At 40.0% G+C, this 26,536-nt stretch carries 23 protein-coding genes and 1 other RNA gene; 12 read left to right on the top strand and 12 right to left on the bottom strand.

The features are described 5' to 3' along the window. The first annotated feature begins 139 nt into the window (after window positions 1–139). From FH971_RS01845 to FH971_RS01835, 3 genes are all read left to right on the top strand, one after another. Window positions 140–1,360, top strand: a complete 1,221-nt coding sequence (locus FH971_RS01845) for a threonine/serine exporter family protein (RefSeq protein ID WP_140233142.1) — start codon at window positions 140–142, stop codon at window positions 1,358–1,360. A gap of 229 nt (window positions 1,361–1,589) precedes the next feature. After that, a complete protein-coding gene (locus tag FH971_RS01840) occupies window positions 1,590–3,236 on the top strand; it encodes a ShlB/FhaC/HecB family hemolysin secretion/activation protein (protein WP_140233141.1) in 1,647 nt (548 codons plus the stop codon). 222 nt (window positions 3,237–3,458) lie between these two features. Further along, window positions 3,459–5,612 carry a TonB-dependent receptor gene (locus tag FH971_RS01835; protein ID WP_140233140.1) on the top strand — a complete coding sequence of 718 codons (2,154 nt, stop codon included), beginning with the start codon at window positions 3,459–3,461 and terminating at the stop codon, window positions 5,610–5,612. Window positions 5,613–5,710: 98 nt separating this feature from the next. On the opposite strand, the gene FH971_RS01830 is transcribed toward FH971_RS01835, so the two are convergent. The 3 genes from FH971_RS01830 to FH971_RS01820 form a co-directional block, all read right to left on the bottom strand. Next, window positions 5,711–7,846: a TonB-dependent siderophore receptor gene (locus tag FH971_RS01830; protein WP_140233139.1), complete on the bottom strand. Its 2,136-nt coding sequence runs from the start codon at window positions 7,844–7,846 to the stop codon at window positions 5,711–5,713. Window positions 7,847–8,065: 219 nt separating this feature from the next. Then, the gene (locus tag FH971_RS01825) at window positions 8,066–9,679 is read right to left on the bottom strand and encodes a hypothetical protein (protein ID WP_140233138.1); all 1,614 of its coding nucleotides are present in this window, start codon (window positions 9,677–9,679) and stop codon (window positions 8,066–8,068) included. Between the two features lie 210 nt (window positions 9,680–9,889). Next, window positions 9,890–10,636 (bottom strand): hypothetical protein, encoded by a 747-nt coding sequence (locus tag FH971_RS01820; protein ID WP_140233137.1) that lies wholly within the window; start codon window positions 10,634–10,636, stop codon window positions 9,890–9,892. A 444-nt stretch (window positions 10,637–11,080) separates the two neighbouring features. Between FH971_RS01820 and FH971_RS01815 the strand changes: the two genes are divergently transcribed. From FH971_RS01815 to FH971_RS01805, 4 genes are all read left to right on the top strand, one after another. After that, window positions 11,081–11,491 (top strand): hypothetical protein, encoded by a 411-nt coding sequence (locus FH971_RS01815; protein WP_140233136.1) that lies wholly within the window; start codon window positions 11,081–11,083, stop codon window positions 11,489–11,491. Window positions 11,492–11,600: 109 nt separating this feature from the next. Further along, the gene (locus FH971_RS20355) at window positions 11,601–11,759 is read left to right on the top strand and encodes a hypothetical protein (protein ID WP_167495971.1); all 159 of its coding nucleotides are present in this window, start codon (window positions 11,601–11,603) and stop codon (window positions 11,757–11,759) included. A gap of 120 nt (window positions 11,760–11,879) precedes the next feature. After that, window positions 11,880–12,188, top strand: coding sequence for a hypothetical protein (locus FH971_RS01810; RefSeq protein ID WP_140233135.1), 309 nt, complete (start codon window positions 11,880–11,882; stop codon window positions 12,186–12,188). A 63-nt stretch (window positions 12,189–12,251) separates the two neighbouring features. Continuing rightward, on the top strand, window positions 12,252–12,410 hold the full coding sequence (locus FH971_RS01805; protein WP_140233134.1) for a metallophosphoesterase: 159 nt from the start codon (window positions 12,252–12,254) through the stop codon (window positions 12,408–12,410). Between the two features lie 206 nt (window positions 12,411–12,616). Here the strand turns inward: FH971_RS01805 and FH971_RS01800 are convergent, their stop codons facing one another. From FH971_RS01800 to FH971_RS01785, 4 genes are all read right to left on the bottom strand, one after another. After that, complete coding sequence (locus FH971_RS01800) at window positions 12,617–13,585, bottom strand: transposase (RefSeq protein WP_140233133.1); 969 nt, start codon at window positions 13,583–13,585, stop codon at window positions 12,617–12,619. Window positions 13,586–13,841: 256 nt separating this feature from the next. Then, window positions 13,842–14,975 carry a hypothetical protein gene (locus tag FH971_RS01795; RefSeq protein ID WP_140233132.1) on the bottom strand — a complete coding sequence of 378 codons (1,134 nt, stop codon included), beginning with the start codon at window positions 14,973–14,975 and terminating at the stop codon, window positions 13,842–13,844. Continuing rightward, window positions 14,968–15,522 (bottom strand): DUF4365 domain-containing protein, encoded by a 555-nt coding sequence (locus tag FH971_RS01790; protein WP_140233131.1) that lies wholly within the window; start codon window positions 15,520–15,522, stop codon window positions 14,968–14,970. The genes FH971_RS01795 and FH971_RS01790 overlap by 8 nt, the downstream gene beginning before the upstream one ends. 686 nt (window positions 15,523–16,208) lie before the next feature. Further along, a complete protein-coding gene (locus FH971_RS01785) occupies window positions 16,209–17,225 on the bottom strand; it encodes a tyrosine-type recombinase/integrase (RefSeq protein ID WP_140233130.1) in 1,017 nt (338 codons plus the stop codon). A 345-nt stretch (window positions 17,226–17,570) separates the two neighbouring features. On the opposite strand from FH971_RS01785, the gene FH971_RS01780 reads away from it, so the two are divergent. Beyond that, complete coding sequence (locus tag FH971_RS01780) at window positions 17,571–18,398, top strand: mechanosensitive ion channel family protein (protein ID WP_137223503.1); 828 nt, start codon at window positions 17,571–17,573, stop codon at window positions 18,396–18,398. 624 nt (window positions 18,399–19,022) lie between these two features. On the opposite strand, the gene rnpB is transcribed toward FH971_RS01780, so the two are convergent. Beyond that, window positions 19,023–19,376, bottom strand: an RNA gene (gene rnpB / locus FH971_RS01775) — RNase P RNA component class A. 54 nt (window positions 19,377–19,430) lie between these two features. Continuing rightward, window positions 19,431–20,273 (bottom strand): 16S rRNA (cytidine(1402)-2'-O)-methyltransferase, encoded by an 843-nt coding sequence (gene rsmI / locus FH971_RS01770; protein WP_137223505.1) that lies wholly within the window; start codon window positions 20,271–20,273, stop codon window positions 19,431–19,433. Between the two features lie 89 nt (window positions 20,274–20,362). Between rsmI and FH971_RS01765 the strand changes: the two genes are divergently transcribed. From FH971_RS01765 to FH971_RS01750, 4 genes are all read left to right on the top strand, one after another. After that, window positions 20,363–22,186 carry a penicillin-binding protein activator gene (locus FH971_RS01765; protein WP_137223507.1) on the top strand — a complete coding sequence of 608 codons (1,824 nt, stop codon included), beginning with the start codon at window positions 20,363–20,365 and terminating at the stop codon, window positions 22,184–22,186. Continuing rightward, window positions 22,183–22,509, top strand: coding sequence for a YraN family protein (locus tag FH971_RS01760; protein WP_137223509.1), 327 nt, complete (start codon window positions 22,183–22,185; stop codon window positions 22,507–22,509). Before FH971_RS01765 ends, FH971_RS01760 begins: the two co-directional genes overlap by 4 nt. A gap of 127 nt (window positions 22,510–22,636) precedes the next feature. Continuing rightward, window positions 22,637–23,230 (top strand): phosphoheptose isomerase, encoded by a 594-nt coding sequence (locus tag FH971_RS01755; RefSeq protein ID WP_137223511.1) that lies wholly within the window; start codon window positions 22,637–22,639, stop codon window positions 23,228–23,230. After that, window positions 23,227–23,796 (top strand): BON domain-containing protein, encoded by a 570-nt coding sequence (locus FH971_RS01750; protein ID WP_137223513.1) that lies wholly within the window; start codon window positions 23,227–23,229, stop codon window positions 23,794–23,796. The genes FH971_RS01755 and FH971_RS01750 overlap by 4 nt, the downstream gene beginning before the upstream one ends. A gap of 308 nt (window positions 23,797–24,104) precedes the next feature. Here FH971_RS01750 and trpS read toward each other — a convergent pair whose 3' ends face one another. Genes trpS through rpe form a run of 3 tightly spaced genes read right to left on the bottom strand, consistent with a single transcriptional unit; the run spans window position 24,105 to window position 26,535 of the window. Continuing rightward, a complete protein-coding gene (trpS, locus tag FH971_RS01745; protein ID WP_140233129.1) occupies window positions 24,105–25,103 on the bottom strand; it encodes a tryptophan--tRNA ligase in 999 nt (332 codons plus the stop codon). 37 nt (window positions 25,104–25,140) lie between these two features. Next, window positions 25,141–25,833 (bottom strand): phosphoglycolate phosphatase, encoded by a 693-nt coding sequence (locus FH971_RS01740; RefSeq protein ID WP_140233128.1) that lies wholly within the window; start codon window positions 25,831–25,833, stop codon window positions 25,141–25,143. 30 nt (window positions 25,834–25,863) lie between these two features. Beyond that, window positions 25,864–26,535 (bottom strand): ribulose-phosphate 3-epimerase, encoded by a 672-nt coding sequence (gene rpe, locus FH971_RS01735; protein WP_137223519.1) that lies wholly within the window; start codon window positions 26,533–26,535, stop codon window positions 25,864–25,866. Window position 26,536 lies beyond the last annotated feature (1 nt).

Below are 26,536 nucleotides of genomic sequence, written 5' to 3'. Positions count from 1 at the left end.
TTATTCCTTGAGTCGACTATATTATTGTTTTAATAAGTTGATGTTATTTTGGATCAGTTTGGCTGTAAACACACGCCTTAATCGGTTAATATTCGCGCCAAAATAACTACCTTACCTTAACAAAAGTGACCATAGCCCAGTGGATAATCAGGATTTTTTAGAAAAACGCCGATTTATTATAAAGTTAGGAAAATACCTACATAAATTCGGTACTCCGGCGTATCGCTTAGAATCCCACTTACAAACCGTATCAACCACTCTGGGCATTGAAGGATATTTTTTAATATCACCAACATCGATGACATTTGTCCTCCAACATGACACTGAGCAAGAATACAATCACGTCGCACGCGTAAAACCAGGCGACTTAGATTTAGGCTCGTTAGCGCGTACTTTCGAGCTTGTAGAAGAACTCTGCTCTGGACAACGCACCTTACAAGAAGCCCTAGAACGCTTAGAAGAAATTGCCAATAAACCCAACCCCTATGGACATAAACTCACATTACTTGCCTTTGGTACCAGCGCGGGTGGTTTTGCGATGTTAATGGGCACTGGTTGGCATGATGTTTTTTGGTCTGCTCTTTTAGGCTTACTGGTATACGGCTTAGTTTTTTGGGCTGAACGCTCAAAACGAATAGCCGAAATGCTCGAACCTATGGCCGCGGTAGTGTGCGCGATTTTAGCGTCGGGGATTGCCACCCTAGACCCTAGTGTCAATTTACCGGTCACCATTTTGTCTGGGATTATTATCTTTGTTCCCGGCCTAGCACTTACACTAGGGTTAGCCGAGCTTGCTGCCCGAGATTTAATCTCTGGTACGGCACGCATTATGGATGCGGTGATGCAGCTGTTTAAATTGTATTTTGGCGCAGTACTTGGCATGACCATTGGCAAAGCCATTTTTGGCGACGTTACTTATATTGACCCCATTCCACTACCTCGTTGGGCTATTTGGTCTGCTGTTCCCATATTATCTATGTCATTGGTGATTATTTTTAAGGCCCGTTTAAAAGACTCACCTTGGGGCGTATTTGCCGGCATTGTGGCATTTTTCTCTGCGATGCTCGGGGGGATTTATTTAGGCGAATCTATTGGTATTTTTGTTGGAGCATTAGCGGTGGGAATTTATTCAAACCTTTATGCCCGTTGGATGAAAGCACCTGCATCCATTGCACTACTACAAGGTATTGTTATTTTAGTGCCTGGCAGCAAAACCTATATTGGGTTAAATGCGCTAATTTCTGGCGAAACCATGCTTAATCAAGCCCATTTAGGCTCCCAGATATTTCTTATTTTCATGTCATTAATTGCTGGGCTTATATTTGCTAACGTAGTGGTTCCGCCAAGACGCTCATTATAATCTCATCAGCACTATCAATTTAATCATACTTCTTATAAGGGCTGCATTTAATGCAGCCCTTATACTTTCTGATGTTGATTTAGTCTAAATAACCTAAATACTTGACTCTTTAACGATTCCAGTGTGTTATTAAGTGAAACCCCAACGCAAAGGCACCATTCCAATAACGCTAAATTAACATTTGTATTTCCTTAAAAATTATAACAAAAACAATAATAAGGACGAATTTATGCCAACAGTCTTACTGTCAGCTTGTTTTTTCGTCATCTTGCTTTTTCACACTAGCGTTAGCGCTAATGATGACGCTGCAGTAAGTCAATCTGAACCGTCAACTGTGAACAAACATGATGTCGATAGCGTTGCTAATATCGTCATTGTCAGTCACCCCATTTTTGATGAATCAGCCCCAGATGCTATTTTTTTGCATCGCTGGGCAAACTATTTACACATCAATACTAAAGAATCGACCATTCTAAACAGCTTGAGCTTTGAAAAAGGCGACAAAATCACCACCAACAATCTTCTCGAAGCCCAACGCCTATTACGTTACGAGTCTTACATTCGTGATGCCGAAATTAATATTGCCAGAAAAGACCCATTAGCAGCAGACAACGTTGAAGATGTGGTGTTAGTTGAAACGTGGGATAACTGGTCATTATTACCAACCGTAAGCCTGAGCAAAAATGGTGGCGACACCAAGTACTCGTTCGGAATTAAAGAAGATAATTTGCTGGGTTTAGGGGTACAAACAAAAATAAAATACCAATCCAGTGAGGACCGTACTGGGTATAAAATTGCATTTGATGCACCAATACGATGGGTAAAGCACGGTAATATTTCGGTAGATTTTTATGATAATAGCGACGGCCAAACCTCGTCTCTAGCGTTTAATAAACCTTTTTACTCATTAGACACCAAAGACATGTATACCGCGGCATGGTTAACAGATACTCGAACAGACACCATAAGACAAAATGGCGAAGACATTAACGAGTTTGAACATATTATTGATTACGCCAACTTGGGTTTTGGTTGGTTAGTGGATAAGCAAGATGATCAATTGCAACGCATTAGCTTAGGTATCACTCAAGACCAACATCAATTCAATAATATCGCTGAATATCCAGAGTCGCAGTTACCCTACGACCGTGAATTTATTTACCCGTGGATAAGCTATGAATACCTAGAAGACCAATTTACGGTACTGAATAACATCCACCTGATAAATAACAACGAAGATTTTAACTTAGGCTGGCGCCATGTTGTCACTCTAGGATTAGAACTCAACGATGTGGCTGACAGTGCAGCGTTAGGTTATCACCTCAACTTATTAACTACTCGAGGTTGGCAACAAGACAATCAATTACTACTGATGAGTTTAACTGGCAGGACAGATATTCAAACTGGGCAACAAGATTTTTATAATATCGGTTTAGCGGCAGAATATTTTCATCAAATTAGCCCTAAATGGACCGCCTACTCCAAAGCCAGAATTGCCACCTCACACAATAATTATCTTGACCAAACATTTGCGCTGGGTGATGAAACCGGTATACGAGGTTACCCTAATGACTACCAGCATGGCGATAATCAGTGGTTACTGACCAGCGAAATTCGTTATTACCCAAATATCAATTTATACCAATTGGCTGAATTAGGTTGGGCGATATTTGCCGATATTGGCCAAGCAACTGGCGGCACAGATGAGCTAAACGAGGTTAATGGCCCCATTGCGAGTATTGGCATTGGTGCACGTGTTTACTCATCTAAATCCAGTTACGGCAACGTGGCACACATTGATGTTGCAGTGCCAATGACCACCGGTGATGATACCAATGCTTGGGAGTTTCGATTCCAAGTTAAAAATCACTTCTAAATCTACAGCTCTTTGTTACTACAGTGCTAAACCAAAACTGCTAACGAGTAGATGACAAAGACGAAACTCTCCACACTTCCAAGCAAAAAGATGATTAATCTTCATTTGATTTAGTACACAAAAACAGGCATCTAATTAATGTAAAAAATGTAAATAATCTGTATTCATTAATGATAATGAATATCATTACATACCATTCATTGTTTATTAATCGGTATACTTATGTTATTCAAGCCTAGCCAATTGGCTATAGCGACTCACTGTGCATTATTTTTATTGGTACTCCCCGCAACTAATGCCAATGCAGAATCATCACCACAAGCCACGGACGGTAATGCCTCAATGGAGCGCATGATTGTTACTGGTAGTCGCTCATCTGAGCGAATAGAGGAAGTTCCTTCTTCCGTCACGCTCATTGAGCAAGAAACCCTCGCGCGCGATATGCTTGTCACATCCGAGTTACAAAACTTACTCGCATTTCGTGTTCCTGGCTTGGCGCCAAGCACTGGCACATCAAGTAACTCGGGACAAAATTTACGCGGTCGTGCTGCATTAGTCATGATTGACGGTGTGCCACAATCTACGCCATTACGAAATGGAAAATTAGGCATAAGCTCCATTGATGCGGGAGCCATTGAACGTATTGAGGTGATTAAAGGTGCAACCTCTATTTATGGCAATGGTGCTTCAGGCGGGATCATTAACTACATCACTAAACGAGCCAGCGAAGACAAAGTACGAGTTAATGTTGGAATTTCCAGTAAATTTAGCGCGATAAAGTTACAAGACAGTGCCGGTTATCGAGTGGATACTTCGATAGATGGTACGATTGACAATTTTAGCTATGTATTTAGTGCCATTACAGAAAAAACAGGCGTGGAGCGAGATGCAGAAGGCGACGCTATCGGATTAGTCTATGGCTTATCAGAAACTAAATCCAACAACTATTTTACTAAACTGGGCTATCAACTTGACGACGATAAGTCCATTCAACTGACTTATAACTACTATGAAGCCCAACAAAACTCAGACTATATTGATGTTGCAGGTAATGCTAACACCGGTGAAAAAACTTACGCGATAGAAAACACCACTGGGGTAGCAAAGCTTGGCGTACCTCAAGGGCCACGCGGTAATCATAATCTAATGTTAAAATACGTCGATCAAGAAGTATTCACTAACACCCAGTTAACCGTTGATGGTTATCTGCAAAAAATTGAAAATATGTTTTTCTTTTCAACGGCACTAGCTAACCTAAGCGAAGGTTACGAAGGGGGTCAATCATTCATCAAGTCAGAAAAGAAAGGCCTACGCGTTAACTTTGCTACCCAAGTTGATTGGGATAATGTTGAATCAACCTTTATTTACGGTATTGATGCGCTGCAAGACATCAGTTCACAACCATTAGAAGACGGCCGAATTTGGGTGCCTGAAATGGACATGCGTAACTTAGCCGTTTATTTACAAACTAAGTTTGTTATTGCCGATGATTGGGTTTTTAAAGCCGGTATCCGCCAAGACAGTGTTGATTTAACGGTCGATGATTATCAAACTTTAAAACTATGTCGAACGCCAAGTACTTGCTCAGTACCTTTTGATGTCACAGGCGGAGAATTAACATATAACTCAACCACCTATAATATTGGTTTACGTTACAACATGAACGAGTTATTTAACCCGTTCATGAGTTTTTCCCAGGGTGCTGACATTTCAGATATTGGACGCCTTTTACGAACCGCCACAGTCGATGATATTGCATTAATCCGCACCGAATCATCCATTGTCGATAACTATGAAATTGGTTTTTCTGGTCAACTTGGTGATTTAAATTATGAAATTTCCGCCTACCGAAGTAAATCAGAATTAGGCACAAGCAACAGCTTTGATGCAACAACAGGCATTTACTTACCCGTACGCGCACCACAAAAAATTTGGGGCTATGAAGCGCAATTCGACTACCGTGTATTTGATAACCTCAGTACCGGTTTAAGTTATAGTTGGATTGAAGGGAAAGACACTGAAACCGATACTTATATAGATGGTGGTACCATATCACCCCCTAAATTAACCGCTTATGTTAGTTGGCAACCCGTTGAAGAAGCTAGTATCGGGATTAACTACATGTATGTTGGTGACCGAGACCGATTTGACCCGATCGATGGCGAATATATTGGCTCTCAAGGACCTATAGCAAATTATAACGTCCTGAATCTAACTAGTAGCTATCAACTCAATAATTGGCAACTATCGCTAGGTGTAGAAAACTTACTCAATGAAGATTATTTTTCTGCACGAGCACAATCTTCTACTAATGCGAGTTACTATACCAAAGCACTGGGTACCACCATTAATCTGGGCGTTAAAGCCAGTTTTTAAACCCGTTGTGAAATAATAAAAAAGGGAATAAACAATTAATTGTTTACTCCCTTTTTTATTAAAGAAGACCTTATGGGTCTTCCGTTAATAGTCTTAAGTTAAAAGTGATGTGATACCTGTAATACCACTTCTCTTGGCGCACCAGGGAAATGACCATTACGTTCAGAAAAGCCACTTACTGCATATTCTTTATCAAACAGGTTTTTGACATTTAACTGAAATTGGGTCTCTTGCCAGGTTGTTGTCCAGCTCATATCAAATACAGTATAAGGTTTAACCTTTTGCGCATCCGCACTGACTTGCTCACTGACATAATCAGCACCAAATGCAATAGCAGACTGTAAACTGTCGATATCATAACGAGTCCATAAACCGGCTTGATGTCGTGGCGCGTTCACAAATTTACTGCCATCTGCATAGGTATCGCCAATATCACCTTCAGTGACTCTGGTATCGTTATAGGCATAGTTTGCCATAATGGTCCAATCGGCGGTGATATCACCAACTAGGGTAAATTCAACACCTTTACTTTCTACTTGACCTAAACTGATTAAGGCTGCGATACCATCATCGTCACCGGTATAGTCAGGATTATTCATGGCCACGTCTTTTTTGTTAATTTGATACACAGCAAGCGTGGTCATCATACTACCGTCAAACCACTGGTTTTTAATACCAACTTCAACCTGCTCACCTATTTCTGGTGATAAACCACCATCAGCACTGGACTCTTCTTGATCACCAATAGATGTCGGATTAAAACTTTCAGAATAATTCGCATAAAAAGAGGTATCTGGAGAATACTTGTAAACTATGCCGCCTCGAGGTGACACATGATGATCGCTATACTCAAAACCAGTCTCTTTATCAAAATCATTAAAGTGATCGTAACGTAAGCCTATCAGCAGCAGCCATTTATCACTTAAACTAATTTGATCTTGAGTATATAAACCCATACGTTCAGTTTTACTACCATCTCGGTTTTGATCGGTTAAGTTGTAATCAGCCGGATCGCTCTGACCATAATTCAGATCAAAAATATTGAGATTAGCGACGCCATCGGCTTCATAACGAGCACGCCAATAATTATATTCAGTATCCACATGATGGTAATCTGCACCAAATAGCAAAGTTTGCTCAATGGCACTGTCTAAACGATACACAAAATCGGAGGTCACGCTCATTTCTTTATTAGCACGATACTGCTTACGGTACTCGCGCTTAATGGTTTCATCGTCGACGTTGGCTTCACCGTCGCCATTGACATCTACCCAGCCTTGGGATTCGTGATAGCCTTGAACGCGTTCATTATCAAGGTAACGAACTGTGGTATTCATACTCAAAGCATCGCTAAAGTGATGTTGTAAATCAGCTTGTAATATTGTTGCTTCAAGGTTTTGATAATCAGATTTTTCATTGGCGTTGTAACTTGGATCAACCAAAAAATTACCATCATCATCAACCGGAACACCACGTAAACGATTACCGCCTAAGTCTTGCTTAATGTAATCAATCGAGGTTGTTAGTGTGGTGTCATCACCAAGTTGAAATAATAATCCACCCGTTAACTCGGTATTTTTAGAATCTGCATTATTTCGGAAACTGTCTTTTTGTTCATAAAAACCACCAAGGCGATAAGCAATATTGTCTGTTAAGCCACCTTTTGAGTCTATTGAGCCACCCATACGGTCGTTATCACCCGCAGTTAATGTTACCTCGGTGTCTTGGACAAAACTCGGCTTCTTGGTAACATAATTGATCATGCCACCCGGTTCGCCACCACCGTATAATGCTGCGGCAGGACCTTTTAGCACTTCAACGCGTTCTATATTGAATAACTGTGGTACGCCAAAACCAGAAAATGGATCGCCTCTGACACCATCATAAAAAACATTACTGTCATCTCTAAATCCACGAAACGTTACGCCCGAATAACTGTAGGCACTCACTCCTGCAATAGAACGATATAAATCGGTAATTTCACGTGCGGCTTGGTCAACAATCAACTGCTCATTCAACACCTGCACCGATTGTGGCAAATCCATTATATCGGTTTCGACTTTAGCACCAACCGAGGTCGATGATTCTCGGTAAAATGTCTGCGCTCGACCCATTACGGTTATTTTTTCAATCGATTCACTTGGAGCTTTTTCGGTACCTTGTTCATTAGCACTGACACTCAGTACAGGTAACAGCAGGCTTAATATCCCAATATTAATCACGTTCAAATGCATAACAGCTTACTCATTAACAACAGTAAAATTTGGCCGTAATATAACACTAAACACTAATGATAACCATTTGTATTTAATGGTTTACATTTATTATGATTTTGTTAACGATACAAGCACTTTGTGTTGATGTTTATCGGAAAACTAATTAAATATAAATGAATTAGGGGAAGTTTATCTTGTCGATCATTGAGATTACGACAAGATAAACTGTCATTATGGTTATATAGACTTGAGTTTTTGCGCATCGCGATAAAGGCGATATTCGGCCCCACTTAACGTGCTGTGAGTAGAATAAAAATATAATTTATCAATGATCTCCAACGAATCTTTCTCTATTTCGTCAATATATTCAAAGTTGCCTTCAATACTGGTGGCACAAATCAAAAACATGAAACAGCCGGATATACAATACATGCCTAAATGAATAGGTGATAACGTAAACATACCTAAGAAAATAGTAATACATAATGCTATTTCATAAAATGCTAACCCCTGCCTAAATTGATAATGTTTAGACTGAGCAATGTCAGTTCTTTCTTTAATATAGTGATCATTAATATAGTTTTTTTGGGCTTTTTTGTATTTAGCTGTACCTGGTTTTACACCAAAAATAGTGGTCTTTTTTGGTGGTTCAATATTAAAAACCTCAAATAACTCTGGTTGATTTATCGCGAATTCTTTGGCATAACGTGATGATAAATAGTGGTTACCATCACGGGATTTTTGCAAAATAATGCTCTCTGGGTTGTTTTTGTTAAATCCGTTTGAAATACCAAGATCAACATAAACTCCAAGAGCCAATAGACTGAAACACACAACACCAATAGCCGCAATTGTTTTGGTCGCACCAAGTGATTCCTTACCACTTAATCGGATAAGCTTTGTCAGTAAACTACGCTGTGGCGTTATAATGGCAGCAATAGCAAACCACGCAAATAGTGCCAGCCAAATTGCCATTTCAATATGCCCGAACATCGCCATGAATATATCGAATGTATAAGGCGCTAATGAAGTGCCAAGCACTTGCTGTCCCATACCCAATACGTCTAGTAAGCGCACAAATACAAGCGGTGAAATTAAACTAAATAACGCTGCGTAACGTAGATAACTTAACCCCTTACGACCTGATTTTACCGCTACCATAGCCGCTTCATTGCGCTGCAAAATAAGCGCGTTGACCTTATCATCCGCTTTTACGAATAAGCGAATATAGAGCACAATAATTGAAGTAATGGCGGGCTTAATAATGCCATGAAATAAAGACAAAAAGCAGGCAACAATACCGAATGGAATTAACGCCCAATTTCCCCCTCCCGTTTCAACCATATTATTTTCAAAAACATGATTAGATACCAGTAACACTAAAAAAGCCGTCAATCCCATACCATAGTAATACACAATAGTTAAGCCATATTTATCAGCATTATCACCAATGGCTTTAACTTTTATGCTGTTTTTAAACATTGACCCCAAAATAACAACGGTTAGCCACAAGTACAATAACCAAGGAGCCCTTTCATAAAGCCAACCTAACGATGTAAAACCGTAGGAAAACCCAATAACAAAAGCGCAAAATAGTCCTATGGTGAACAAGAAAGCTAAAATAACCAACATTAGCGCGCCTAAACCGCCGCCATTCGATGCTTTAGGGCCACTTGCCCCAACAAATACCAGTCCCATAAATCTCAGGTAGTAAAAAAAACTGAGGATAAACTGCATCACACCACAAAATATTGGGATGGTAGACATCCAAAGATAGAGTTCATCATTAAACTTTGGTGAAATTAGTCGCATTGTCCAAGTACTACGTGGCTCAATGATTTCGTTACTCATAACGGTCCTTTTATAATCGACATTTGTTTTCAATGTTGAAATTAATTAATACTCAAAAAAATACAGCGGGGTTATTTTTCTAAAGGATATATTAACAATGCATCTAGCCCAGAATTATTTAGTTTAATGATTAATAAACTTCATCATTTGAGCTCTCACGCTTATATTAATACTCAGATCTCACATAAACCAATAAAAACTCAGTTGTTACTATTTCACTTTTTCTAAAATAGCGTAATTCCTTTCACCTCGGCCAAAGTTGTACACAATAATGAGTTCATCGTTCACCACATCAATACCAACCATATTTTGTTTATCGTTGAGCATTATAAAATCAACGTCGATATTAATATCCAAACCCAATTGCTTATATGTCGTCTTAGCATGAGCAAAATGCTCACGTTGATTTTTTCGCAACACAGTAAAATGTTGATACTCAAACAGTACAAAAGCATTAAGACCAACGACAACATTGTTTTGGTTGTAGTAATCAAAAACTAAGGTATTAGCTTCATTCTTTTGTACAAAGTCTTTTCGTAATGGCTTAGCACCGTTATAAATGGTGGATTCTTGAACACTATCAATATTCTCAGAGGTGTAATGTTTATTAATATATTCAAATTCATTTATATTATTTAGTAGCGCCTGTATTTTACTTTTACCTTGAGCCGCGACAATGGTTTCAAGGCGTAGTCCGGCGACTTTATTTTGCGTAATTCTGCTGTTAAGACTCTCTAAATCACCTTGGTAAATAGACACAATGTGAGGTTTTCTGTTGGCGAAATGAGTATATTTACCTTGCGCTTTTATCACACTCCATTGGCCACTAAAAAACTGACTATCAAATACTTTAGGGGTGTCGCCTTGGTTCCCATGATAAGGGCTAACGTCACTTGAACATGCCGATACCAACATCATTACCCCAAAAATCACCACGTTACATATCGATCTATACATAATATTTCCCTTAATCTAGCGCCATAAGCAACAATCTTTAACCGGAATACCTTTGGGACGGCAGATAAGACGCTTATACAGACAGATATTTGATGATGAATAACACTCACCAAGCTGTCTCGTTTTTGTTAAGGGAATAATGACTGACACAATGGGTTAGCAGTAGGTACGTATTCGCGAAAATTTTACGCAAAATATTTTTGCAAAGAAGTTATGTGAAGCGTTTTATTTTAAGAGGAAAACATGTTGAACAAGGGATTCGAAGGTATTTTGAATCATGTCGACTGAAGATTTGGGGGCACACTTCTGGTTAGTGTACGTTACCGTGAAGTCAGCAAAAAAAGATGCATATACATACCATAATACGTTTCCACAAAAACAAAACTTGCACATTTTGGTTACCATGTTACATTATAACCAAAGTTTGTAGGGGAGAATAAGGTGATGAGTCAAGTAATACGTATTACCGATGATTTATATAAGAGGCTAGAAAGCCACGCTGACGGGTTTGCTACTCCATCAAGTGTGATAGAAAAAATCCTAGATGCTTATGAAGGAAAAGAACCTTCAGTAAATCAAGAGAGTGATCAGCACTCAATTTCTCATAAGCTTGAATTAATGTTTTATCCTGAGTCCGAAGAGGAGTTTAAGAAAAAGTTCATGGCTATTAAACAAGCTTTTGTAAAAATAACTTTTTCTAATGGAACCACAGAAATCAGGGATTGGGTTTCAACCCGGTTTACCGAAAGCTCAAGTGTAAGTGGTAATTTGAGATCTGGTTACTTAAGGGGTTGGAAGAAAAAAGGTATTGTAAAGGCAGAAGTTGCTTTATCTAAATCTGAATTTAACACTTAACAGGAGAGTTATTATGTTACCAAAAGAAATCGCTCAGGCGGCAATCTCAGAGTAAAACCAAAAGCTTACAAATGAGATTTTTCTAATTATCCAAAATAACCGTGAATTAATGCAAGCATATTTAAAAGCTGTTGAAGCTGATTCTCTAGAGTTAGTAAATAGAGAGATTGGCAAAGAAATCAAAGCTGTGTATCAGTTAGAAAATCTGGATGAACGAGAAGATGAGCCATCTTGTACATTGATAAAAAGTCATCAAATGTTCAAATAGATACACAACGAACATAGTAGCTCTGAACTGGTAGAGGCTCACTCCCCTACCAGCTCATATGTGAGCTTACTTCTCATTGATGAAATCACCGTCTAGCCACTCAAAAAAGGACTAAGATAAATGACAAAACTAATTTGGACTACCGAAAGTGTTAATGCAAAAGGTTATGATTTCTTACAAAGTGTATTAGCCAATATGGGAAGTGAAAAGTTTCAGGCCACTGTACGATTCGGCACATTAGGAACGGGGGAGTCACCTAATTATCAGGTGAAAAAAGACCTTGGATCATTACTCGGTGTAAAGATCGAAGTTTTTCAAAGCAGAAGTGAACATCACAAACCATATACGGGAAAGGAAGTATTCAATGACGATAACCTATCAAAAGAATTTTCGTATGCAGAAATCAATGCAATGCTTCCTCAGCGTTAGGTAAAGCAAAACCTTTTCCCACTAGGTCTGCATAGGCCTAGAACTACACATAAAGGTATGAATATGAAAATACTACATCTCAGTGATCTTCATTTTATTCAAAAGCATTTTGATTGGATTACTCAGGTACAAGATGATTTTGATGTTATTTGCTTAACGGGGGACTTACTTTGTGACAGTAATGCCCAGAAGGTGGATAAGAAATATGGCCATCCATTATAAAACAGTAACATAATGCTCTTTCGACATGCACTCAAGTGAGATTAATGAACATCGCTGCCTGAAGGCCGATATGGCAGGTGTTTATGGAAGCTGATTAGCCAAATGAACTGATTTTCTTCAAAAAGAGTGATTTTTAGGCACAACTTCCTAACCCATTAAATGGATAAGCTGATTTGGAATAAATTGTTATTACAAGAAGATAAATGTCAGCCCGCTTTTAGATACTGGCAGCAACTGGCAAAGTGTCGTCGCCGCTTTTCTAAATGCTCACAGTAGTGAGTGAGTTCTTGAAGTGTGCCCACCGGCCCGTGAAATAGCTTGCCAAAATCAGTGGTGAGTTTGAGCCAATTGTCTTGAGGAATATTCAATTTTGTGAGTAACTTAGCACTATTGGTGCTGATAGCACCTCGCTTACCATTGCGAATAACACGTCCAGTATCGTCAACCAGTTCGAGATAATCTTGCAATGAAAACGCAATACCTTTGGGCTGGTTTTTACGCTCGTTACCAATGAAAGGCAGTAAGTTTTTGGGGTGTTCGCTTTTTAATGCCGCCCTAATGCGCAATTGAATACTGGTATGCTCTGAATGCTCTGGTGTGTCAGCCATCTTAGCTCTAATGGGATTGAGATCAACATAAGCCATACAAGCGAGTACAGCGGCTTCATCGAGCAGAGCTTGCGACTTAAAGCGCCCTTCCCAGAAACGACCTGAGCAGTTATCTTCTTGCCTTGCAATCGGTTCATTTAAACAACGCATGAACCAAGAAATATCACATAAACGACTGCGGTAAGTGGCAATGGTGTGTTTTAATCTGAGCACTTCATGAGTTTCAACTAACTCACCTTTAACAAATTTTTGAGTTAACTCATCACCGTTAAACAGTTTATGCCACTGTTCAAGTACTTCTCGGTCAGTCCAGCGGTTTGCAGTTTCTATATCAATCCGCAACACCACGTGTTGATGGTTTGACATCACAGCAAAGGCAGCTAAATCAATAGCGAAAACATCAACTAATTCAAGTAATAGAGACCCGACCCAACCACGGCGATGATCGTAGTTCCGGCCAGAAAATTTATCATCGCCACAAAGGTAAGCACGCCGTACTACACGGCTACAGCAGTGATAAAATGGCGTGTCTTCAACACTAATCTGACTTCTACGAGGGCGTGGCATAACAAACTTCAACATCGACAACTTTATTGAGTTTAGTAGAAGATGCTAAATCACGCGATTTATTGTGGCTGTCCACATTTATTATATTAACTTCAGTGGCTCCAGCTACTTTGCCGAACTTTCTAATTTATATCCTTGGGTTAGGGCTTAGCAAATTAAGCTCACCTCCTTTAAGTTCTACTTTCTTATATTTAAATATGAGAAAGCAGAACTTAAAGGTGATTCAATAAAAGGTATTAGTTATCAAACAAAGGTATTAGTTATCAAACAAAGGTAAGATTTTCTCTTTCTCTGAGCTAATTGAGGTTATATTTGAAAGGCTGTATTGACGCTTAGATGCGGTTGTTTCAACCCATGCGGTTGCATTAATAATTACAGGCTGCTCAATATTCTCACCCAGAGTTTTCATCAATTCTTGTGCGGTGTCCATATCAATTTGAGCATCACAAGTTCTTTCAGAACTTTCCAAAAATATTTTTAAGCGAACTAATGCATGATCTGATTTCAGATCAAGTCTGCTTAAATGAGCATTTGCATTCCTTAGTAAAAACGATTTACTCGAATTAAACTTAGCTTGGAGCTTTATGACCTTCTCTCTATGACTCCGAGTAAACACTAACTTGTTTGCTTTTAACTTCGGCGCAGGCTCGGTATCAGACCAGTCAAAACTACATTCAATAGTTTCAACATCATCAGCAAATAAACTAATAAAACCTGAAAAAATATCGTCACTTAACCCCATATTAACAAGAGTCGCTGTCGTCACATTATCCACATTTATCAAAAATAGTTCATTGAGTACATTTGCCAGTTTACTATTTACATATCTTTGCAAGCTTTCAGAGCCCTCAAAGCCATCTGACTTTAACAGGTCAACATCTAAGTTATAAATAAATGATCCGCCAGCTGGAATTACTGTATTGACACAGCTCAAGTAATTTTCAATAAATTGAGATTTACTCACTTTTTTCTCTTTTTTGTTGTTTCGCCCCTTTTTAATAAAGCTGTTGGCTGCAGACTTAATAATCGAATAAATTGCAGACTCAATTTTATGATTTGTTCTGAAGTTAATTTTGCCATGCTCAATAGCGCTTCCAGCCGCACGAATATGAATATGATCCGCAGCAGGGACTAGCAGACTTTGAATTTTTTGCTCTAACCTCAATACAGGCTCGCCGATGATCTCAGCTAAATCTTCGATTGCTTCATTCACCGCCTTCTCAGATCGTTTGTGATGAAGACCTAAAGCCGTAGGAAGTGTAATACTCTCATTGAGTTGATTATTAACCCATAAAGTAAGATTTTCAGATGAGTTTTCTTTATCAGTAACCCAATTATTATGGCTTAAATATTTTTCCAATGACAAACGAAGAGTTTCTAATTTAGACATAAACTCCTCCTGTATTCTGAATTGGTTTTTTTGATGCGACTTGCTCCATAAGCCACATAGCTGCCTCAGGCGTTAATCTTTGACTCAAAGGGATTTTCAATGTTCTACTCCCCTTAGAAAGCTCGGCTTCACCCATAAGACTATACCAATAACAGTTGTACCGAAGGCCTATGCTATGGTTAGTCAGCTTTATCCAATCAGCTTGGTTAGTTGGAACCGTATGCACAATCAGAATACTAGGATAATCTAAATCGATAAGCTCATTGTAGTTCTCTTTTTTTAACTGAAAAGATAATGTACTACTTTTGAAGTTGATATTAGATCTTTTAAAACGTGTACATTTTAGCTGAATGTCAAGTTTAGGCTTTGACCAAGCGTAGCTTTTATATCCTTTGCCACGAAGAGTGACATCAACCCCATCATTATCAAGTTTAGGTTCTGTTAGGTTAAGTCCAGTCTGTGCACAAATTGCAAACATATAACTAATACTTACCAACTCTTTCGAGTGGGAAGTTAAAGAGCCACCCTGCCCTCTCACGTTACTCATTAGCTTATATATTCCTTGCTACAACTTATAATTCCAAAAGACTAGCCTCACTCAAGGGAAAGTGTCATCAAGAACACCTAAGTAAAACCACACCATATTGGTTAGATAATGGAATGGTTTTTGTACTTGAGAATACGCATTAGTAGAAGGTAACAGAAAGATCTACCATAAACCAGATATACAAAAACCTTCACGGCCAAGGTGTTAAGGTTTAATTTTGGTAAGTGAACTTGAAACTGTTATTTCCAAAGAGTTCAAAGATATCTAGCTTATCCAGCACTTGCTGGTATTTATTTAATCTCGGTTGACTTGCAATGCCACATAAATCAGGTTTTCTCTGTGTTGTAACTGTGTAATGTGCTATTAAAAATGGTACTTCTACAGCCAACGTCATGATCTGATATGAGTATATACGCTACATGTAGAGGGACAAAAGTGAGTCAAAGCAATCTTTTTAGATTTGCCACTCTAGTTTTAGAATGTGGACCGATACAGCGATGATGGCAACGCTCTGGAACTATCGCTTCTTGCATCAAAAAGCTTAAAACCTCGGGCTACTAACCGGAGATTTTCATTTGAGTGGTCTAGCAAGCAATTACAGGACCTTTTTACAAAAACCCCTCACCATCTACGCCCAAGCATGCCGCTTCACTTCCTAATGAGCTCTACAGCGCGTTATGCTCTACTTAACTGCCTACCTCCTGCAGGTTGTCGCTAACCTTAGGCCTATAAGGAATAGCATCAACAATATCCTTCAATTCTTGTAAACTAAACAGCTCTGTATGAGTATAGTGAGCCTGAATCCCACCTTCAGTGCTATGACCCATAATTGCAGATGTCATTGCGATATTAGCCCCTGCTGACCGTATTAGAGATGTAACCGTATGCCTAAAAGAATAAACGGACAAAGCTCCGCCTCGCAGTGCAACCGACGGTAAATCACAGACTCGCTTCAAAACACCGCTGTAGTAACGCGTTAACCACTTATCAGAAACGGTAAAGATTCTCCCCTCATCTAAAGTGTTTATAAACGATAAAAATCCTAAATCTAACAAAGCCTGAGCTATTGGGACTTCCCGTGAAGAAGCGATAGTTTTACTGTCGGTGATACGGATGTACCAAACCTTTGTAACTTGACAGCATCTGACGTCACTTTTAGTTAGCCGCTGTATTTCACCATTCCTCATACCGCTGTAAGCCATAAGTAACGGTACCCATTTCTTAGCCGGATCTTCACATTTCACACTAAAATCAAGTATTCGCTGAACCTGAGCAATGTTAAATGCGCCTCGTTTACCACCCTGTTTATTTTCATACCTCATTTGATTAAAAGGACTTTCATCAATGATATGTTCTCTTTTTAACCACTTATAGAACCCTTGATAAACCTTTAGAGCATGCTTAGAACTGGTAACTCTATCTTCTTTAGGTATTGACCCATCTAGCGCTGCATCAATTCTTTGAGTTTGAGTCCACTTACTATATGGGTTGATGTTAGATTTTGGCATGGCATCAACCGTCTTCATTAATTTGTCAGCTTCTTTGGCTGTGATGTTAACTGGCTGCTTCCCAAATAGATGGACTAATATATCCGTATACCGAATCCGCCCTTTGACTTCCTTGTCAGATAAATCTTCCCAACTAGCTTGCCACTGAGCCAACATATCGTTAATTAACGGGAGTACTTCAGGTTCTTCGTGCACCGATTTATTAAGCCACCCATTTTATGTTGCAGCCAATAATCATGGGCCATGTTATTTATTCAACTAACGTCCTTTTTATTTAATAGACATAAGCTTAGTTTTAATTTCTGTTGCGAAGTCATGATACCCACCATTAATTCAAGCAAAAACAAACTCTTCTCAGTCATTCTTAAAGTGATTGTCATCACATTAGCCCATGATTGTGTTAAGCTTATCGCGACAACAATGTTGTTACATTAAGTCATAGAATTTAACAAACCAAGTTAATATCTAATCAGATGTAAGATCCAATACAAGTTACCGTCAAACATAAAGCAAGTATTCCTTTTATGCAGGAGGCATTAAATGCAAGACTACGTAGAACAAATCGATATTAATCAATACCTACCGTTAATAATTGATGTAGGGATCAATGTATTATTAGCTGCGCTAATTTTAATCGTTGGTCTTTATATTGCTAATAAAATGAGCTCAATCATCAATAAAATTGGTGAAAGTTACGATAAACTCGACAACACATTATTCCGTTTTTTAGGCAGTGTAGCGAAGTACATCATTCTCGCTTTCGTTGCTATAGCGGTGTTAAATCGTTTTGGCGTGCAAACAGCCTCTATTGTGGCATTGTTAGGTGCTGCTGGTTTAGCTGTTGGTTTAGCATTGCAAGGAACATTATCTAACCTTGCTGCAGGCGTAATGTTATTACTATTCCGTCCTTATAAAGTAGGTGACTTTATTAGCGCTGCTGATCGATTCGGTAATGTTCAAGAAATCGATTTATTCACCACGATCCTTAAAACTTTTGATAATCAGCATATTATTGTGCCGAACAATCAAATTTGGGGGGCTCAAATCGTTAACCATTCTTTCCATGATATTCGTGGTGTAGATATGCACTTTGGTGTGGCTTACAAAGAAAATACCGATGAAGTACGCAAAGTTATTGATGCGGTATTGGCAGCTCATCCACATATTTTAAAAGACCCAGTGCCATTTGTTGAAGTTGAAACCTTAAATGACAGTTCAGTGGACTTCTTGGTCCGTCCTTTCTGTCATGGTGAACATTACTTCGACATCCTGTACTCAATCCCTGAGCAAATCAAAAAAGCACTGGATGAAGCAGGTATTGAAATTCCTTTCCCACACAGAAAGCTGATCATCGAAAAAGAACAATAATCTCTATGTTTTGATGACAACAACGAGCAAGTGCCTTAGGGCCTTGCTCGTTTTTATTAGCCTATAAATCGCGTCTGTGTTAGCTAGCCACCTATTATTATGAAATCTTAATTTCACTCCTTTCATTTATTTTACGACTCTTATTTTTCGCTATTTTTAATTACTCAATTTTTTGAGCTTGTGGGGTAAGTGTAAACTTTATTTCATATCTTCAATCTGGCAATCAAAAACTGACTTATTTGTTCCTAATACAGCTAACATTATTAGTGCTTACAGCGCCTTGCTTAATCATAAACATAAGTTCGCTTATTAATATGCTCTCCACATTTGTCACAATCTATAGGTCACCTGCGTCAGGCAATTAGTCCGCATGAAGGTTTAGTATAAATAAGCTTGATTCCTCCCTTTGGGGTAGGCAATGACGATAATCAATAATTTTTCATACCAACAAAAAAAGGCCTCGCATTGCTACGAGGCCTTTCATGTAAAGAGGTGAGTTGGCCGATAAGCCGCCATGCCCTAGTTGAGCGCGGAGTGGACAGTTATTTGCTGGTAAAATTTTTCAGGCTTGAGTTTTAGCCTATAAAAAAAGGCCTCGCATTGCTGCGAGGCCTTTCATGTAAAGAGGTGAGTTGGCCGATAAGCCGGGTCCTGTCGAGGACAGTTATTCATCTAGGCCTGCAATCGCTCACAGGCTCAAGCGACCTACCCGGTCCCAACGCGAGCAGCGCCATACGGGACCCTATTTGGTCTTGCTTCGGGTAGAGTTTACCTTGCTACGGACTATTGCTAGCCGCACGGTGCGCTCTTACCGCACCCTTTCACCCTTACCACTTTAGCCGAAGCCAAAATGGCGGTTTCCTCTCTGTTGCACTTGTCGTCGGTTCACACCGCCCAGGCGTTACCTGGTACCCTGCTCTTTGAAGCCCGGACTTTCCTCCCCGTACTTGCGTACGCGGCAACTGTCTGGCCAACTCGGCGCGGATTATAGCCTAAGCAGACCAACAAACCAATGCCAAAGCGACGGGCTTTTTATAAATCCAGTTCTAAACCATATTTATACAAGGCATTTTTCTTTAAACCGTGTATTTGCGCGGCTATTGCTGCAGCTTTTTTAAGTGGTAGTTCTTCACAAAGTAACTTCAACGTGGCGACAGCAACCGCAGGAATACCCTCTTCGTCTGTTAAGGTAAAGCCGTGGCACATAATCACTATTTCGCCTTTTTGCTGATTATCATCGGCTTCTACTAACGCTAAGACTTCTGCTGCAGTCCCAGAGAGAAAAGTTTCAAACATTTTAGTGACTTCACGAGCCATCACTATTTGTCTGTCTTCGCCTAACACCTCAACAATAGCGGCAAGACTATAAAGAATACGATGCGGAGACTCGTAAAATATCAATGTACGAGGATCTTCTTTCAGAAATTCTAATTTGTCGATACGGGCTTTTTCTTTTGAGGGTAAAAAACCTTCAAAACTGAATCGATCGGACGGCAAACCAGATGCACTCAAGGCCGTAATCGCGGCACAAGCACCTGGTAACGGTATCACTCGATGACCCGCTTGACGAACATGGTTAACTAAATGGTAGCCAGGGTCAGAAATTAACGGTGTACCCGCGTCGGAAATAAGCGCAATTGACTTTCCGGCATCTAATTGTTCAACTATCCATTGCACTCGGTCACGTTCATTATGATCATGTAATGCCGTTTTACGGGTTTCAATACCAAAGTGACTAAGCAGTCTTCCGCTGTGGCGTGTGTCTTCACAGGCGATTAAATCAACCTGTTGCAGCACCTCTATTGCCCGAGCGCTGATGTCGCCAAAATTACCAATTGGGGTGGGAACAATATACAGCGCGACCATTTGGTCCATAATTACCTCGATAATGAATCTACCTGATACTTTCGCCAAGCGTAAGAGCAGGTTAAACTAGTGCCAGCATCTTACCAGAGTATAGCCAAGTGTTAAAAAGACTGAATACTACAAAATTTGTGTGTGCGTTGATTTTCTCTGTATTGGTGGCCAGTTGCGCTACCCAAAAACAGCAAGATAACGTTGAAGCAAGTGCATCGCTCGTTGCCGCGGAGCATCCGGCTAAAATTTATTTGGCTCAAGCAACCAAAAGCAGTTTACCAGAAAAGCGCGATCGTTATTTATTACTCGCCGCTCACGCTTATATAAATGATGGTAATTTTAATGCTGCAACTAATGTTTTAACCTCAATGCAAAAGTCGATGGTGAATGTGCAATCACTTCAGGCTGAGCATATCTATTTGCGCGCTCGCATTGCGGAGAAAACCACTAACAGCCAAGCCGCTTTAGATATTTTACAGTATCCACCACATTGGCAGCTACCACGATGGCAAATGGCCAGCTATCACCAATTTAAAGCTAAATTGTATAAACATACCCAACAACCCATTGAGCAAGTTAAACAATTAAGCTTATTAAGTAATTACCTACCAAAGTCTGAAACTGCAGCCCTTAACAATGTTATCTGGAAATTACTCCAGCCATTGCATGAAGAAACCGTGCAAGCATTTATGCGCGATCAATCTAATCCTATTTTTTCTGGTTGGTTACAACTGACTTATATCGCTAAACATTATGCCGTTGAGCCGTCTCAACTAGTACGTTATTTAGGTGAGTGGCAACGTAATAATCCTTACCATCCAGCTGCGATGAAGTTACCTAACGATTTAGAAAAAGCACTTAATGCTAAACCCTTTAGACCGCAAAATATTGCGATATTATTACCGTTAACAGGTCCACGAGCTGCGGTTGCAGAACCTATCCGCCAAGGATTATTATCTAGTTATCTATCTGACTTCGATAGCAATGTCTCACTTAACTTTTATGATACTCAGCAAGGTGTGACTGGCGCTTATCAGCAAGCTATTGCCAAAGGTGCAGAGTTTATCATTGGGCCATTATTACCCAATGAGGTTGAAGAGTTACAAAAAATCAACGACAAGCAAAAAACCACTGTACCTCAACTATATTTAAACCAAACTGATACGTTTACGCCGCAGGCTAATCTCTTTTATTTTTCATTGTCTCCGGCGCAAGAAGCCAGTGATGCCGCGCAAAAACTGTTTAACGACGGGGTAAAGTTGCCATTATTGCTTGCCAGTAATGATTCTATTGGTAAACGTATGGCTGAGAGCTTTAATCAGGCGTGGTTAGCCCTAACAAATAATACTGTTGAAGTGCATTATTATGATGCCGGCGACCAAATGAAACTGACCGTTCAAGAAGCCTTGGGCGTTAAAGACAGCCAAGCTCGCATCGCTAGAATGCGTGAATTGTTGGGCAGTCGTTTAGAGGCTGATTTCCGTTCACGTCAAGATATTGATGCAATCTACATGATTTCAGGTTCACAAGACTTGGCTCTACTTAAGCCGTTTTTAGATGTTAACTTTAGCGTATTCTCTGAACCAGTCGCCTTGTATACCACTAGCCGAAGTCGCCTCGAAAATGAGTCGGCCCAGTCATCGCAAGAACTGAATAACTTGATGATTAGTGATGTTCCATGGTTAATGCAGTCTAATGACGAAACTCAAATGGTGGCAGAGCTATGGAGTGGTTGGAATAACAGCCAAAAACGTTTATATGTAATGGGCTTCGATGCACTTGAATTGGTTAATCGTTTAGCGCAAATGCGTGCTTTCCCTGGTTATCAATTTATGGGGCGAAGTGGTGCATTATCGGTTAAACCTAATGGGGTGATTGATCGTCAATTGTCTTGGGGTCTATATACTAAAGGGCAATTAACACCACTATGAACCGTGGACAATTAGCTGAGCAACAAGCGCGAACTTATCTTGAACAACAAGGTCTGACGTTTGTAGAGGCTAATGTGCGTTACCCATTTGGTGAAATAGATTTGATTATGCGCCAACAGGATGTGTGGGTGTTTGTTGAAGTAAAATTTAGGGCGTCAAACCAATTTGGTGGTGCCTTAAATGCATTAACAAGCAAACAGATCACCCGGATAAGATTGGCGGCAGATCATTATTTACAACGACAAAAATTGAATCCACCTTGTCGCTTTGATGTCATTGCAATGAATAATGATGAAATAAACTGGCTACAAGGGTGTTTTTAAGCAACAACTGATTACCATAACTTTGATTTATGGCATTATATAGTCAAATTACTGAGTCTAACTGATGGATGCTCACAAAAAGCCCATCAGAGACATCGTAGATATAATTTAGCGTAAGGATTGTTGCATGTTAGAACGTATTAGAGATAGTTTCACCGAATCAATTCAGACTAAGATTGATGCTGCAGAAGCATTACCAGAGCCGATTGAAAAAGCTGCAGAGATGATGGTGCAATGTCTACTTGGCGGAAATAAAATTCTGTCATGCGGTAATGGCGGCAGTGCTGGCGATGCTCAACACTTCTCTGCTGAATTATTAAACCGTTATGAAATTGAACGTCCGCCGCTACCTGCAATTGCATTAAGCTGTGACACGTCAACGATTACCGCCATTGCTAACGATTATAACTACGATGAAATTTTCTCGAAGCAAATCTTTGCATTGGGTCAACCGGGCGATATTTTATTAGCTATTTCGACCAGTGGTAACTCTGGCAACGTTATTAAAGCCATGGAAGCAGCATTAAGCCGCGACATGACAATTGTTGCGCTAACTGGTAAAGATGGCGGCGCAATGGCTGGCTTGATGAGTGCGGGTGATGTAGAAATTCGTGTACCATCAAACGTCACTGCACGTATTCAAGAAGTCCATTTGCTGGTTATTCACTGTTTATGCGATAACATCGATCGCACCTTGTTCCCACAGGATGAACAAGCATGATAAAAGGGTTACTCATCATCACAACTCTAGCAATATTGCAGGGATGTGCTGGTGCAGTCATGGTTGGTGCCGTTAGCGGTGCCAAGATGGTTAATGACGAACGCAGCATGAGCACTCAAGTCAGCGATACTAATGCTGACTTTGTTATTGCCAGCGCATTGTCGAAACATGATGACCTTAATAATCAAACCCATATTGCGGCAATTGTGATGAACAATAATGTATTGATGATAGGTCAAGCGCCTAACTCGATGCTGCGCGATAAAGCCGTTAAAGTAGTGCAAGATTTACAAATCGGCGGCAAAATACATAACCAAATTCGTATTGGTAATCCCACCTCATTCACCACTCGCAGTAACGACACTTGGGTAACAACCAAAGTGAAAGGCCGTATGCTGAATGAGAAATCTCTCGATATTACTCGAGTGAAAGTGATTACCGAAAATGGTGAAGTGTTTTTACTGGGCTTAATTGACCACAAGCAAGCTGATTTAGCCGTAGACGTCGCTCGAAATACTGCCGGAGTTCGTAAAGTGATTAAGGTATTTGAATATACTGATTCTTAATCCAACTGTCCCACATTTTGTTAGCGGTATAAGATTCATCCAGCATTTTGCTCGATGAATTTTTTTTACCTTTATTTGTATCAATGGCATAAAGCAGAAACGGTAGTATCAAAAAGATTGTTCATATTGGATTTATCCAGCAGACCTTTTTAAAACTTTAATAAGCCCAACAACGCCTCATCAAATAATAGTCACCCCAGCAACCGTCAACTCAATAACCACATATTAAATAACCGCATATTAAATTAAACGTCACAAAAAATAAGCCAGCAAAAATGCTGGCTTAATTAACGTTAATCCTTGATGGTTTATACGATAAGACCAATCTTCTCATAAACCTTTTTAATGGTTACGGCTGCACGAGCTTGGGCTTTTGCCGCACCTTCGGCCATAACTTGGTGTAAGAATGCCTCGTCAGCACGATACTCTTTAAAGCGAGCTTGTAATGGCTCTAGCATACCCACAACAGCTTCGCCGGTTGCCACTTTTAAATGACCATACATTTTGCCTTCAAACTCTGCTTCTAAAGCAGCGATTGATTGCCCAGTACAACCAGACATTAAGCTCAATAAATTTGAAACACCTGGCTTTTGCTCCATGTCAAAACGCACTACTGGTGGCTCGTCGCTGTCGGTCATGGCTTTTTTCACTTTCTTTAAGATCACTTTAGGATCTTCAAGCAAACCAATCACGTTGTTACGGTTATCATCCGATTTAGACATCTTTTTAAGCGGTTCTTGCAACGACATGACCTTAGCACCGTGTTCTGGAATGAACGGTTCAGGAATGGTAAAGGTGTCGCCATAGGCATTGTTAAAACGAGTAGCGATATCACGGGTCAGTTCTAAGTGTTGCTTTTGGTCTTGACCAACAGGGATTTCATTGGCTTGATAAAGCAAAATATCTGCCGCCATCAATACTGGATAGCCATATAAACCAACGTTGATATTATTGGCATGCTTTAACGACTTATCTTTAAACTGGGTCATACGATTTAACTCACCCATTTGGGTGTAGCAGTTTAATGCCCAACCCAACTGTGTGTGCTGCGGCACTTGCGACTGAATAAACACTGTACTTTTTTTAGGGTCAACACCACAAGCAAGGTATAACGCCAAAGTATCTAAACAGGCTTCTCGCAGCTTTTTTGGATCTTGGCGAACGGTAATGGCATGTAAATCAACAACACAATATAGGCAATCATGACTATCTTGCATGGCAACCCATTGACGAAGTGCGCCCATATAATTACCTATGGTTAATTCGCCTGATGGCTGTGCACCGCTGAGAACTATGGGTTTAGTCATGTGTTTTATTGCTCCAGTTTATCTTATGAATAGTAAATTATTGTGGCAGTAGGTACTGACCAATATCAGCAAAATGTTCGCATACCGCATCCGGATGACTTAGACCGATATCTTCGCCGTAGTTGTAACCGTAGGTCAAGCCAATAGACATAACATTCGCGCCTTTGGCTGCAAAAATATCATTCTTTGAATCGCCGACCATGAGTAAATGCGATGCCTCTAACTTCCATTGTTTAAGTAGATGTTGTAATGGCATGGGATCAGGCTTCATTTTTGCCAATGAATCACCAGCAAGTACTTCAGAAAAAAAGCCATCAATACCAAAAGCCGTTAATAACGGTACCGTAAATCGGTAAGGTTTGTTGGTGACAATAGCGAGTTTGAAACCCGCTTCTGTTAACTGTTGTAACGTAGCTAATACGCCCGGATACAAACGGCTATGCTTTTGTAAGTTTTCACCATAATTACGCAAAAATTGCGGCATAGTTTGCTCAAGCATCGCCTGCAGTTCTGGAGAGTCTTCTGCCATGGAAGAGGAATAACTTAGTGCTCGTTGCATTAACATTTTAGCACCATTACCCACCCAACTACGCACCAATGCATCTGTCACTGGTGGATATTGGCTTTGTGCTAAGGTGGCATTTGTAGCCACAACTAAATCAGGTACGCTGTCTATTAGCGTGCCATCTAAATCAAAAGCTATTGCGCTGATATTTGACCATTGCATCATGTAAAGTCCCACTGATGGCGAATAAAGATATTATGATACAGAAGCGAGTTCAGCACGCATTTGATCAATAACAACTTTATAATCTGCTTGACTGAAAATGGCCGAACCAGCGACAAACATATCTGCACCCGCTGCGGCGATCTCTGCGATATTATCGACTTTAACGCCGCCATCCACTTCTAAGCGAATATCAAAGCCACTGGCGTCAATAAGCGCACGTACTTGGCGAAGTTTTTCGAGTGTATGCGGAATAAATGACTGACCACCAAAACCTGGGTTAACAGACATCAACAAAATCACATCAAGCTTATCCATCACATGATCTAAATAATGCAGTGGGGTAGCAGGATTAAGCACTAAACCCGCTTTACAGCCAGACTCTTTAATCAATTGTAGAGTGCGATCAACATGCTCTGAAGCTTCTGGATGAAAAGTAATGATGGATGCGCCAGCTTTAGCAAAATCAGGAATAATGCGATCCACAGGTTTAACCATTAAATGCACATCAATATCTGCGGTGATACCGTAATTGCGTAACGCCGTGCAGACCATTGGGCCTATGGTCAAATTTGGAACATAGTGATTGTCCATTACATCAAAATGAACAACGTCTGAACCTGCATCTAATACGGCTTTAACATCGTCACCTAAACGGGCAAAATCGGCGGACAAAATTGATGGTGCAATTAAAAATGGGCGCATA

Origin of the sequence: Shewanella polaris (genome assembly GCF_006385555.1) — a bacterium.
Classification (GTDB): domain Bacteria; phylum Pseudomonadota; class Gammaproteobacteria; order Enterobacterales; family Shewanellaceae; genus Shewanella; species Shewanella polaris.
Note: the sequence above shows the minus strand (reverse complement) of the source record. Positions and strands in the feature narration are given on the sequence as shown.